Below are 12,671 nucleotides of genomic sequence, written 5' to 3' on the forward strand. Positions count from 1 at the left end.
TTTGTATATACATATACAGACGTTTGCCTGCTCGGTAAACTCCGGCAATCTATGCATCTTTTCCCCCTGCAAGGATTCCCTGTGCCGACTCCGCCTGCCAAGTCTTCGCTGGCTGCCCACATGGACGAAAGTCCGGCGCCCTTGTATGCCCGCGTCAAACAGATGATCAGCCAGCAGATCCTCAACGGCAACTGGCCGCCGCATTACCGCGTGCCGTCCGAGAGCGAGCTGGTCAGCCAGCTGGGCTTCAGCCGCATGACCATCAACCGCGCCCTGCGCGAACTCACCGCCGAAGGGTTGCTGGTGCGCATGCAAGGCGTCGGCACGTTTGTCGCCGAGCCCAAGAGCCAGTCGGCGCTGTTTGAAGTGCACAACATCGCCGATGAGATCGCCTCACGCGGCCATCGGCATACCTGCCAGGTCATCCATTTGTGCGAAGAGGCCGCAGGCTCCGAGCGCGCCGTCGCCCTGGAAATGCGCGAAGGCGGGCGGGTGTTCCACTCGCTGATCGTGCACTTCGAAAACGACATTCCGGTGCAAATCGAAGACCGTTTCGTCAATGCCCTGGTCGCGCCGGATTACTTGCAGCAGGACTTCACCCAGCAAACGCCATATGCCTACCTCAACCAGGTTGCACCGCTGACCGAAGGCGAGCACGTGGTTGAAGCGATCCTCGCCGATGCCGAGGAGTGCAAGCTGCTGCAGATCGAGCCGAGCGAGCCGTGCCTGTTGATTCGCCGGCGTACCTGGTCCGGTCGCCAGCCGGTGACCGCCGCGCGTTTGATCCACCCCGGTTCCCGTCATAGCCTGGAAGGACGTTTCAGTAAATGAGTGCAGTGAAAGTCTGGCGCGCCACCGATTACATCCGCATGCCGTGGAAAAACGGCGGCGGCAGCACCGAAGAAATTACCCGTGACGCCGGCACCGGCCTGGATGGCTTCGGCTGGCGTCTGTCGATCGCCGATATCGCCGAGTCGGGTGGGTTTTCCACCTTCGCCGGCTACCAGCGCGTGATCACTGTGATCAAGGGTGCAGGCATGGTCCTGACCGTGGATGGCGAAGAGCAGCGTGGTTTGTTGCCGCTGCAGCCCTTTGCGTTCAGCGGTGAAAGCGAGGTTTCGTGCCGCTTGATCACCGGGCCGATCCGCGATTTCAACCTGATTTATTCGCCGCAGCGTTATCAGGCGCGCTTTCAGTGGATTGATGGCGTGCAGCGGTTTTTCACGACGGCGCAGACGGTACTGGTGTTCAGCGTGGCGGATGAAGTGAAGGTGCTGGACCAGAAGCTGGGGCATCACGATTGTCTGCAGGTGGACGGTAACACTGGTCTGTTGGACCTCTCGGTCAGTGGCCGCTGCTGCATTATCGAACTGACCGCACGCGGTTAAAAAATGTGGGAGGGGGCTTGCCTCCGATTAGGGTGTATCAGTACCCGATGGGCTGGCTGATACACCGCAATCGGGGGCAAGCCCCCTCCCACATTTGCTTCTGTGGCGCTCACAGAATCTGTTTCCAGTCCCGCACCAATTTGTTACCGAACGCCCCAACGTGGCGCAATACCGCGTTGTTGTGAGCAATCTCCCTCGCAAAAAAACGCCTCTGTAAGAAATTTCACCAAACCTCCAAGCCTTAATTTTCAAGGCTTACACGCGCCTTCCAAAAAATTCCCAACAACTCACCCGCAAAGTTGGCCGCTTGATTGCATATGCTTGTATGTACAAGTAAAGATGTGTGCGTAAGACTCTCCTTCGCACCATCAATGTTCGCGCATCGATCGCCGAGGAGTCTGTTGTGACCAAGCCTACAAAGTACCGTGACGTCGAAATCCGTGCCGCTCGCGGTAACAAGCTCACCGCCAAAAGCTGGCTGACTGAAGCGCCGCTGCGCATGCTGATGAACAACCTCGACCCGCAAGTGGCCGAGAACCCGAAAGAATTGGTGGTGTACGGCGGTATCGGCCGTGCAGCGCGCAACTGGGAGTGCTACGACCAGATCGTCGAAAGCCTCACCAACCTGAATGACGACGAGACCCTGCTGGTGCAATCCGGCAAGCCGGTCGGCGTGTTCAAGACCCACAGCAACGCGCCGCGCGTGCTGATCGCCAACTCCAACCTGGTGCCGCACTGGGCCAGTTGGGAACACTTTAACGAGCTGGATGCCAAGGGCCTGGCCATGTACGGCCAGATGACCGCCGGCAGCTGGATCTACATCGGCAGCCAGGGCATCGTCCAAGGCACTTACGAAACCTTCGTCGAAGCCGGTCGTCAGCATTACAACAGCGACCTGACCGGCCGCTGGGTCCTCACCGCCGGCCTCGGCGGCATGGGCGGCGCGCAGCCGTTGGCGGCAACCCTGGCTGGCGCCTGCTCGCTGAACATCGAGTGCCAGCAGGTCAGCATCGACTTCCGCCTGAGCAGCCGCTATGTCGACGAGCAAGCCACCGACCTCGACGACGCCCTGGCCCGCATCGCCAAATACACCAAGGAAGGCAAGGCCATCTCCATCGCCTTGCTGGGTAACGCGGCGGAAATCCTGCCGGAACTGGTCAAGCGCGGCGTGCGCCCGGACATGGTCACCGACCAGACCAGCGCCCACGACCCGCTCAACGGCTACCTGCCGGCCGGCTGGACCTGGGACGAATACCGCGCCCGCGCCAAGACCGAACCAGCTGCTGTAATCAAGGCCGCCAAGCAGTCGATGGCCGTGCACGTCAAAGCCATGCTCGAGTTCCAGAAGCAAGGCATCCCGACCTTCGACTACGGCAACAACATCCGCCAGATGGCTCAGGAAGAAGGCGTGGAAGATGCCTTCGCTTTCCCAGGCTTCGTGCCGGCCTACATCCGCCCACTGTTCTGCCGTGGCATTGGCCCGTTCCGTTGGGCTGCACTGTCCGGCGACCCGCAGGACATCTACAAGACCGACGCCAAAGTCAAAGAGCTGATCCCCGACGACGCCCACCTGCACAACTGGCTGGACATGGCCCGCGAGCGCATCAGCTTCCAGGGCCTGCCGGCACGTATCTGCTGGGTTGGCCTGGGCCAGCGCGCCAAGCTGGGCCTGGCGTTCAACGAAATGGTGCGCAGCGGCGAGCTGTCTGCGCCGGTGGTGATCGGCCGTGACCACCTCGACTCTGGCTCGGTTGCCAGCCCGAACCGCGAAACCGAAGCCATGCAGGACGGTTCCGACGCCGTGTCCGACTGGCCACTGCTCAACGCCTTGCTCAACACCGCCAGCGGCGCAACCTGGGTGTCGCTGCACCACGGCGGCGGCGTGGGCATGGGCTTCTCGCAGCATTCGGGCATGGTGATCGTCTGCGACGGCACCGACGAAGCGGCGGAGCGCATTGCCCGCGTGCTGCACAACGACCCGGCCACCGGGGTGATGCGTCACGCCGATGCCGGTTACCAGATCGCCATCGACTGCGCCAAGGAACAGGGCCTCAATCTGCCGATGATCAAGTAACTCAATGTGGGAGCGGGCTTGCTCGCGAATGCGGTGTGCCAGTCACCGTAATCGTTAGCTGACCCACCGCTTTCGCGAGCAAGCCCGCTCCCACATTTGATCTGCGTTGCAAGTAAAAACAATCCATCAGAGGTTGAACACACATGGCTGCAAATGACGCACGTGCAAGCACCACCCCGTTGATCGAAAGGCGTTCGATCGACTACATCCCGGAAGCGGAAAGACACGGTCGTCTATTGAGTCAGTTCACCCTGTGGCTGGGTGCCAACCTGCAGATCACTGCGATTGTCACCGGGGCCTTGGCCGTTGTGCTGGGCGGTGATGTGTTCTGGTCGTTGATCGGTCTGTTGATCGGCCAACTGCTGGGCGGCGGCGTGATGGCGCTGCATGCGGCGCAAGGCCCGCAACTGGGCTTGCCGCAGATGATTTCCAGCCGCGTGCAGTTTGGCGTGTATGGCGCGGTGATCCCGCTGGTGCTGGTGTGCCTGATGTACATCGGTTTTTCGGCCAGCGGCTCGCTGCTGGCGGGGCAGGCGGTGGCGCAGCTGCTGCACGTGGAAGACTGGGTCGGCATCGTGCTGTTCGCCGGGCTGATCATGGTGTTCACCGTCTTCGGTTACCGCGTGATCCACGGTATTGGTCGCGTCGCCAGCGTGCTTGGCGTGGTTGCCTTCATCTACCTGTTCTACAAATTGCTCGCCGGTAACGATGTCGGTGCGCTGCTGGGCAACAAGCATTTTTCGCTGAGCAGTTTTCTGTTGGCGATTTCGTTGTCGGCGTCCTGGCAGATCGCGTTCGGCCCGTATGTGGCGGACTACTCCCGCTACTTGCCGCGCAGCACGCAGGCGTCGAAAACCTTCTGGGCGGTTGGCCTGGGTTCGGTGATCGGGGCGCAGGCGTCGATGGTGTTCGGAGTGTTCGCGGCGGCCCTGGCCGGTGCGCAATTCGCCCACCACGAAGTGTCGTTTATCGTCGGCCTGGGCGGCACCGGCATTGTCGCGGCGCTGCTGTATTTCAGCATCGCCTTCGGCAAGGTCACGGTGACCACGCTCAATGCCTACGGCAGCTTCATGTCCATCGCCACCATCATCAGCGGCTTTCGTGGCAGCCGGCACATTTCGAGTGCGGTACGCCTGCTGTACATCTTCCTGATGGTGTCGATTGCCGCCGCGCTGGCGTTGCTGGGCAAGGACTCGTTCCTCAAGGATTTCTCCGCGTTCATCCTGTTTCTGCTGGCGTTTTTCACGCCGTGGAGCGCGATCAACCTGGTGGACTTCTACTGCATCACCAAAGAGCGCTACGACATTCCGGCGCTGTCCAACCCCAATGGTCGCTACGGCCGCTGGAACTGGATGGGCATCAGCATCTACGTGCTGGGCGTGCTGATCCAGATGCCGTTCATCTCCACGCATTTCTACACCGGCCCACTGGTCGCCAGCCTCGGCGACACCGATATCTCCTGGATCATCGGCCTGGTGGTGCCCGCCGCGCTGTATTACTGGGCCGCGAAAAAGTGGCACAGCGCAATTCCTGAACACCTGATCCTGCCGGTAGAGCAGGGCGCTATACCAACGACAAACGGGCTGGCCGCACAAGCCTGATGGGACGTGGACAGGGCAGGATGCCTACTGACTGCCGTAATCCATTTCAAGATTGGGAGCGTCACAACAATGAAAATGAATAAGACCCTGCTGGCCACGCTGCTCTCTGCAGGCTTGCTCGCCTCCGCTGGCGCACAGGCGGCCGGTTGGTGCGAATCCGGTAAGCCGGTGAAGTTCGCAGGCCTGAACTGGGAAAGCGGCATGTTGCTCACCGACATCCTGCAAACCGTGCTGGAAAAAGGCTACGACTGCAAAACCGACAGCCTGCCGGGTAACTCCATCACCATGGAAAACGCCCTGAGCAGCAACGACATCCAAGTGTTTGCCGAAGAGTGGGTCGGCCGCAGCGAAGTCTGGAACAAGGCCGAGAAGGCCGGCAAAGTCGTCGGCGTCGGCGCGCCCGTTGTCGGTGCCGTCGAAGGCTGGTACGTGCCGCGCTACGTGATTGAAGGCGACGCCAAGCGCAAGTTGGAACCCAAGGCGCCAGACCTGAAAAACATCGCTGACCTGGCCAAATACGCCTCGGTGTTCAAGGACCCGGAAGAGCCTTCCAAAGGCCGTTTCTACAACTGCCCGGCCGGCTGGACCTGTGAGCTGGACAACAGCGAAATGCTCAAAAGCTACGGCCTGGAAAGCACCTACACCAACTTCCGCCCAGGCACCGGCCCGGCGCTGGATGCGGCGGTGCTGTCGAGCTACAAGCGTGGCGAGCCGATCCTGTTCTACTACTGGTCGCCGACGCCGCTGATGGGCCAGGTCGACCTGGTCAAGCTCGAAGAAAAGCCCGGTGTGGATAAAAGCGTGAGCATCAAGGTCGGCTTGTCCAAGACCTTCCACGAGCAAGCGCCAGAGCTGGTGGCTGTGCTGGAGAAGGTCAACCTGCCGATCGATTTGCTCAACCAGAACCTGGGTCGCATGGCCAAAGAGCGAATTGAGTCGCCAAAACTGGCGAAAATTTTCCTCAAGGAACATCCTGAAGTCTGGCACGCATGGGTGAGCGACGACGCAGCCAAGAAAATCGACGCGGCCTTGTAGGTCAAGCGTGTCCGACTACCCTGAGGGGCTCGTCGGACACCCGGCCACAACCCACTGGATCGAGAGCACGCTATGTTTCCTGAGAGTTTTACGTTTTCCATCGCCGACTGGGTCAACGGTTGGGTGGACTCACTGGTCACCAACTACGGCGATGTGTTCCGGCACATCTCCGACACCCTGCTGTGGGCCATCGTCAACCTGGAAGGGTTGCTGCGCGCGGCGCCCTGGTGGCTGATGCTGGTCATCGTCGGCGGCATCGCCTGGCATGCCACCCGCAAGGTGGTGACCACGGCGGTGATCGTCGGCCTGCTGTTCCTGGTGGGCGCGGTTGGCCTGTGGGACAAGCTGATGCAGACGCTGGCGCTGATGATGGTCGCCACGGTGATCTCGGTGCTGATCGGCATTCCGCTGGGCATCTTGTCGGCGCGCAGCAATCGCCTGCGCTCGGTGCTGATGCCGTTGCTGGACATCATGCAAACCATGCCGAGCTTCGTGTACCTGATCCCGGTGCTGATGCTGTTCGGCCTGGGCAAGGTGCCGGCGATTTTCGCCACAGTGATCTACGCCGCGCCACCGCTGATTCGCCTGACCGACCTGGGCATTCGTCAAGTCGACGGCGAAGTCATGGAAGCCATCAACGCCTTCGGTGCCAACCGCTGGCAGCAACTGTTCGGCGTGCAACTGCCGCTGGCGCTGCCAAGCATCATGGCCGGTATCAACCAGACCACCATGATGGCGTTGTCGATGGTGGTCATCGCCTCGATGATCGGCGCGCGTGGCTTGGGTGAAGACGTGCTCGTCGGCATCCAGACCCTCAACGTCGGCCGTGGCCTCGAAGCCGGGCTGGCGATTGTGATTCTTGCAGTGGTCATCGACCGCATTACCCAGGCCTATGGTCGTCCACGGCATGAGGCGAGCAAATGACTACTGTCAGCAAAATTGAAGTTAAAAACGTCTTCAAGATTTTCGGCAACCGTTCCAAGGACGCCCTGGCCATGGTGGGCCAGGGCAAGACCAAGGATCAGGTACTGGCCGAGACCGGTTGCGTGGTCGGCGTCAACGACTTGTCCCTGAGCATCGGCACCGGCGAGATCTTCGTGATCATGGGCCTGTCGGGCTCGGGCAAATCCACGCTGGTGCGCCACTTCAACCGCCTGATCGACCCTACCAGCGGCGCGATCCTGGTGGACGGCGAAGACATCCTGCAACTGGACATGGAAGCCCTGCGCCAATTCCGTCGGCACAAGATCAGCATGGTGTTCCAGAGCTTCGGCCTGCTGCCCCACAAGAGCGTGCTCGACAACGTCGCCTACGGCCTGAAAGTGCGTGGCGAAACCAAGCAGGTGTGCGCCGAGCGCGCGCTGCACTGGATCGAAACCGTGGGCCTCAAAGGCTACGAAAACAAATACCCGCACCAGCTGTCCGGCGGCATGCGCCAGCGTGTGGGCCTGGCCCGCGCCTTGGCAGCCGACACCGACATCATCCTGATGGACGAAGCCTTCAGCGCCCTCGACCCGCTGATCCGCGCCGAGATGCAGGACCAGTTGCTCGAGCTGCAAAAGACCCTGCACAAAACCATCGTGTTCATCACCCACGACCTCGACGAAGCCGTGCGCATCGGCAACCGCATTGCGATTCTCAAGGACGGCAAGCTGATCCAGGTCGGCACGCCGCGCGAGATTCTGCATTCGCCGGCGGATGAGTATGTGGACCGGTTTGTTCAGCGGCGGGCGGCGGTGGTCTGAGCCCGATTGTGTGGTGAGGCTGCGGGCCCTATCGGGGGCAAGCCGCCTCCCACAGGTTGAACTGTGAACACCTTCAAAGGTGGAAGGGGGCTTGCCCCCGAAGAGGCCGGTAAGGCTGCACAAGAATTGAAGAAGGTATGAAGATGTCCCAGGCAGCAAAAATCATCATCGCCGACGCCCCCCTGCGTTGGCAGGACGTGGTCGCCGTCGCCCGCTTTGGGGCGCAGCTCGAACTCTCGGGCCACGCCTGGGCGCGCATCGACAATGCCCAGGCCATCGTGCAGCGCATCGTCACCAGCGGCGAGCGCGCCTATGGCGTGAACACCGGCCTGGGCGCGCTGTGCAATGTGTCGCTCAAGGGCGAGCAACTCAGCCAGCTGTCGCGCAATACCTTGCTGAGCCACGCCTGCGGCGTCGGCCCGGTGCTGAGTGACGAGCAAACCCGCGCGATTATTTGCGCGGCAATTATCAACTACAGCCACGGCAAATCCGGCCTGCACCCACAGGTGGTGCATTCGCTGCTGGCGCTGCTCAACCACGGCATCACGCCGCAAGTGCCGTCCCAGGGTTCGGTGGGTTACTTGACTCACATGGCCCACGTCGGCGTGGCGTTGCTCGGTGTCGGCACGGTGAGCTATCGCGGTCAGATCGTGACAGCGCAAGAAGCGTTACAGGCAGAAGGTTTGCAGCCTGTGGTACTCGGCGCCAAAGACGGCCTGTGCCTGGTCAATGGCACGCCGTGCATGACCGGCCTTAGCTGCCTGGCCCTGGCCGACGCACATCATTTGCTGCAATGGGCCGACGTGATCGGCGCCATGAGTTTCGAGGCCCAGCGCGGCCAGATCGACGCCTTTGATGAAGCCATCATCGCCCTCAAGCCGCACCCGGGCATGCAGCACGTCGGCATCAACCTGCGCGCGCTGCTCGATGGCAGTGAAGTGATCGCCAGCAGCCAAGGCATTCGCACCCAGGACGCCTTGAGCATCCGCTCGATCCCGCAGATCCACGGCGCCGCCCGCGACCAGGTTGAACACGCCACGCGCCAGATCGAGACCGAACTCAACAGCGCCACCGACAACCCGCTGGTGCTCGGCACGCCAGACGCCTACCGCGTAGTGTCCCAGGCCAACCCGCACGGGCAGTCCGTGGCCTTGGCGGCCGACATGCTCGCCATCGCCATGGCCGAAATCGGCTCAGTGGCCGAGCGCCGCCTGGACCGCCTGATCAACCCGCACGTCAGCGGCTTGCCGGCGTTCCTGGTCAGCAACCCCGGCGTCAACTCCGGGATGATGATCGTGCAATACGTCGCCGCTTCGCTGTGCGGGCAAAACCGCCAGCTGGCGCAACCGGCGGTGCTCGACAACTTCGTCACCTCCGGCCTGCAGGAAGACCACCTGAGCATGGGCACCAACGCCGCGCTCAAGCTGCACCAGTTGCTGGCCAACGTCACCCAGATTCTCGCCATCGAGTACCTGCTGGCGGCCCAGGCTTTCGAGTTTCTCAAGGACCAGCGTTTCGGCGCGGGCACCGACAGCGCCTGGCGTCTGCTACGTGAAAAAGTCCCACCTTACGAGCAAGACCGCTGGCTGGCGCCGGACATCGCCAGCGCCGCCGCGTTGCTCAAGGACACCGCTTTGCTGCACCACGTATTACCCCATTTGCACTGATTACTTATTCAAAAATTTCAGAAGAACAATTCAAAGGAGCATGAATGTGACTGCGCTAAATCTGATTCCAGGCCAACTGAGTCTTGCCCAACTGCGGGCCATCTACCAGCAGCCGGTAACCCTCAGTCTGGATGACAGCGCCACGGCGCAGATCGAAGCCAGTGTTGCCTGCGTGGAGCAGATTCTCGCCGAGAATCGCACCGCCTATGGCATCAACACCGGTTTCGGCCTGCTGGCCTCGACCCGCATCGCCAGCGAAGACCTGGAAAACCTCCAGCGTTCGCTGGTGCTGTCCCACGCCGCCGGCGTTGGTGAGCCGATCAGCGACGCGCTGGTGCGGTTGGTCATGGTGCTCAAGGTCAACAGCCTGAGCCGTGGTTTCTCCGGGATTCGCCGCCAGGTGATCGACGCACTGATCGCACTGGTCAACGCCGAGGTGTACCCGCACATCCCACTCAAAGGTTCGGTCGGCGCTTCGGGCGACCTGGCGCCGTTGGCGCACATGTCGCTGGTGCTGCTGGGCGAAGGCAAGGCGCGCTACAACGGCGAATGGCTGGAAGCCACCGAGGCACTGAAAGTCGCAGGCCTGACGCCGCTGACCCTTGCCGCCAAAGAAGGCCTGGCCCTGCTCAATGGCACCCAGGTGTCCACCGCCTATGCGCTGCGCGGCCTGTTCGAGGGTGAAGACTTGTTCGCCGCTGCACTCGCGTGCGGCGGCCTGACCGTGGAAGCCGTGCTCGGCTCGCGCTCGCCGTTCGACGCGCGTATTCACGCCGCACGTGGCCAACGTGGGCAGATCGATTCGGCTGCGGCCTATCGCGACCTGCTCGGTGAAAGCAGCCAGGTCTCCCAGTCGCACCAGAACTGCGACAAGGTGCAAGACCCGTACTCCCTGCGCTGCCAGCCACAAGTCATGGGCGCCTGCCTGACCCAGTTCCGCCAGGCCGCCGACGTGCTGGTGGTAGAGGCCAACGCCGTGTCGGATAACCCGCTGGTGTTTGCTGCCGAAGGCGACGTGATTTCCGGCGGCAACTTCCACGCCGAACCGGTGGCCATGGCGGCTGACAACATGGCGTTGGCCATCGCCGAAATCGGCTCCCTGAGCGAGCGCCGTATCTCGTTGATGATGGACAAACACATGTCGCAATTGCCGCCGTTCCTGGTGGGCAATGGCGGGGTCAACTCCGGCTTCATGATCGCCCAGGTGACTGCTGCTGCACTCGCCAGCGAGAACAAGGCGCTGTCCCATCCGCACAGCGTGGATAGCCTGCCGACTTCGGCGAACCAGGAAGACCACGTGTCCATGGCCCCGGCTGCGGGCAAACGCCTGTGGGAAATGGCCGAGAACACCCGTGGCATCCTGGCGGTGGAATGGCTGGCGGCGTGCCAGGGCCTGGACCTGCGCGACGGTTTGAAAACCTCGCCGAAGCTGGAAAAAGCCCGTGGCATCCTGCGCGCCAAGGTCGGCTTCTACGACAAGGACCGCTTCTTCGCCCCGGACATCAATGCCGCCAGCGAACTGCTCGCCAGCCGCTGCCTGAATGAGCTGGTGCCGGCCAAGTTGCTGCCGAGCCTCTAAGCTCGCCGCTGTCCAACTGTGGGCGCTGGCTTGCCTGCGATAGCTATCTGTCAGTTGAAACATGTGTGACTGACATACCGCCATCGCAGCAAGCCAGCGCCCACAGGTTGAGCATTCGCCGATTTGAATTTTCTCGGGATAACAATAACTAGGGAAGAGAAATGCACCAGCAAGAAAAGGGTTTGAAACGCGGGCTGAATGCCCGACATATTCGCTTCATGGCACTCGGTTCCGCGATCGGCACCGGGCTCTTCTATGGCTCTGCCTCCGCCATTCAGATGGCCGGCCCCGCCGTGCTGCTCGCCTACCTGATCGGCGGCGCCGCCGTATTCATGGTGATGCGCGCCCTCGGCGAGATGGCTGTGCACAATCCGGTTGCAGGCTCCTTCGGCCAGTACGCCAGCACCTACCTGGGCCCGATGGCCGGGTTTATCCTCGGCTGGACCTATGCGTTTGAAATGATCATCGTCTGCCTCGCCGACGTCACCGCGTTCGGCATCTACATGGGCTTTTGGTTTCCCGAGGTCGCGCGCTGGGTGTGGGTGCTCGGCATTGTGTTTTTGATCGGCGGCCTGAACCTGTGCAACGTCAAAGTGTTTGGCGAGATGGAGTTCTGGCTGTCGCTGCTCAAGGTCGGCGCCATTGTGGCGATGATTCTCGGCGGTTTCGGCATCATGCTGTTCGGCATTCATTCGGCCGGCGATACCCAGGCCAGCGGCATCAGCAACCTGTGGGCCCATGGCGGCTTCATGCCCAACGGCGTTGGCGGCCTGATCGCCTCGTTCGCGGTGGTGATGTTTGCGTTCGGCGGCATCGAAATCATCGGCATCACCGCCGGTGAAGCCAAGGACCCGCAACGCGTGATCCCCAAGGCGATCAACGCAGTGCCGTTGCGCATCCTGTTGTTCTACGTGCTGACGCTGTTCGTGTTGATGGCGATCTACCCGTGGCCGCAGATCGGCAGCCAGGGCAGCCCGTTCGTGCAGATCTTCAGCAACCTCGGCATCGGCTCGGCGGCGACCATTCTTAACATCGTGGTGATCTCGGCGGCCGTCTCGGCCATCAACAGCGACATCTTTGGCGCCGGCCGCATGATGTACGGCCTGGCCCAGCAAGGGCAGGCGCCCAAGGGCTTTGCGCAGTTGTCCAAACAGGGCGTGCCGTGGATGACCGTGGTGGTGATGGGCGCGGCGTTGCTCGGCGGCGTGGTGCTCAATTACCTGATCCCGGAGAACGTGTTCCTGGTGATCGCCTCGATTGCCACCTTCGCCACTGTGTGGGTGTGGCTGATGATTCTGTTCACTCAGGTCGCGATGCGCCGCTCGATGACCAGGGAGCAGGTCGCCGCGCTGAAATTCCCGGTGCCGTTCTGGCCCTATGCGCCCGCAGCGGCGATCGTGTTCATGCTGTTCGTGTTTGGCGTGCTGGGTTACTTCCCGGACACCCAGGCCGCTTTGCTGGTCGGCGCCGTGTGGATTGTGCTGCTCGTCGTCGCTTACCTGCTGTGGGTCAAACCCGCTGCCGGGCAAGCGGCCAAGGTTCATTACGACCCGGCTTTGTCTCATCGTTAACTTAGGGAGGC

General features: G+C 61.8%; 10 protein-coding genes. All 10 read left to right on the forward strand.

Features of this window, described 5'->3' with window-relative positions:
- Nucleotides 1–120: 120 nt before the first annotated feature.
- A complete protein-coding gene (gene hutC, locus FPT15_RS08220) occupies nucleotides 121–831 on the forward strand; it encodes a histidine utilization repressor (RefSeq protein WP_232000148.1) in 711 nt (236 codons plus the stop codon).
- On the forward strand, nucleotides 828–1,388 hold the full coding sequence (locus FPT15_RS08225; RefSeq protein WP_145159916.1) for a HutD family protein: 561 nt from the start codon (nucleotides 828–830) through the stop codon (nucleotides 1,386–1,388). The genes hutC and FPT15_RS08225 overlap by 4 nt, the downstream gene beginning before the upstream one ends.
- Before the next feature lie 403 nt (nucleotides 1,389–1,791).
- Entirely contained in the window at nucleotides 1,792–3,462 is a 1,671-nt protein-coding gene (hutU, locus tag FPT15_RS08230) for a urocanate hydratase (protein ID WP_094949334.1), read from the forward strand.
- A gap of 143 nt (nucleotides 3,463–3,605) precedes the next feature.
- The gene (locus tag FPT15_RS08235; protein ID WP_145159918.1) at nucleotides 3,606–5,063 is read left to right on the forward strand and encodes a cytosine permease; all 1,458 of its coding nucleotides are present in this window, start codon (nucleotides 3,606–3,608) and stop codon (nucleotides 5,061–5,063) included.
- Nucleotides 5,064–5,132: 69 nt separating this feature from the next.
- On the forward strand, nucleotides 5,133–6,098 hold the full coding sequence (locus tag FPT15_RS08240) for an ABC transporter substrate-binding protein (protein WP_145159920.1): 966 nt from the start codon (nucleotides 5,133–5,135) through the stop codon (nucleotides 6,096–6,098).
- Between the two features lie 72 nt (nucleotides 6,099–6,170).
- The gene (locus FPT15_RS08245; protein ID WP_145159921.1) at nucleotides 6,171–7,022 is read left to right on the forward strand and encodes a proline/glycine betaine ABC transporter permease; all 852 of its coding nucleotides are present in this window, start codon (nucleotides 6,171–6,173) and stop codon (nucleotides 7,020–7,022) included.
- A complete protein-coding gene (locus FPT15_RS08250) occupies nucleotides 7,019–7,843 on the forward strand; it encodes a glycine betaine/L-proline ABC transporter ATP-binding protein (RefSeq protein WP_106577492.1) in 825 nt (274 codons plus the stop codon). The genes FPT15_RS08245 and FPT15_RS08250 overlap by 4 nt, the downstream gene beginning before the upstream one ends.
- 143 nt (nucleotides 7,844–7,986) lie before the next feature.
- Nucleotides 7,987–9,510: a histidine ammonia-lyase gene (gene hutH / locus FPT15_RS08255; RefSeq protein ID WP_145159923.1), complete on the forward strand. Its 1,524-nt coding sequence runs from the start codon at nucleotides 7,987–7,989 to the stop codon at nucleotides 9,508–9,510.
- 40 nt (nucleotides 9,511–9,550) lie between these two features.
- On the forward strand, nucleotides 9,551–11,089 hold the full coding sequence (hutH, locus tag FPT15_RS08260) for a histidine ammonia-lyase (protein ID WP_145159925.1): 1,539 nt from the start codon (nucleotides 9,551–9,553) through the stop codon (nucleotides 11,087–11,089).
- Between the two features lie 161 nt (nucleotides 11,090–11,250).
- Nucleotides 11,251–12,660 carry an amino acid permease gene (locus FPT15_RS08265; RefSeq protein ID WP_145159927.1) on the forward strand — a complete coding sequence of 470 codons (1,410 nt, stop codon included), beginning with the start codon at nucleotides 11,251–11,253 and terminating at the stop codon, nucleotides 12,658–12,660.
- Nucleotides 12,661–12,671 lie beyond the last annotated feature (11 nt).

Source organism: Pseudomonas sp. RGB (assembly GCF_007713445.1).
In the GTDB taxonomy this organism is placed as follows: Bacteria; Pseudomonadota; Gammaproteobacteria; order Pseudomonadales; family Pseudomonadaceae; genus Aquipseudomonas.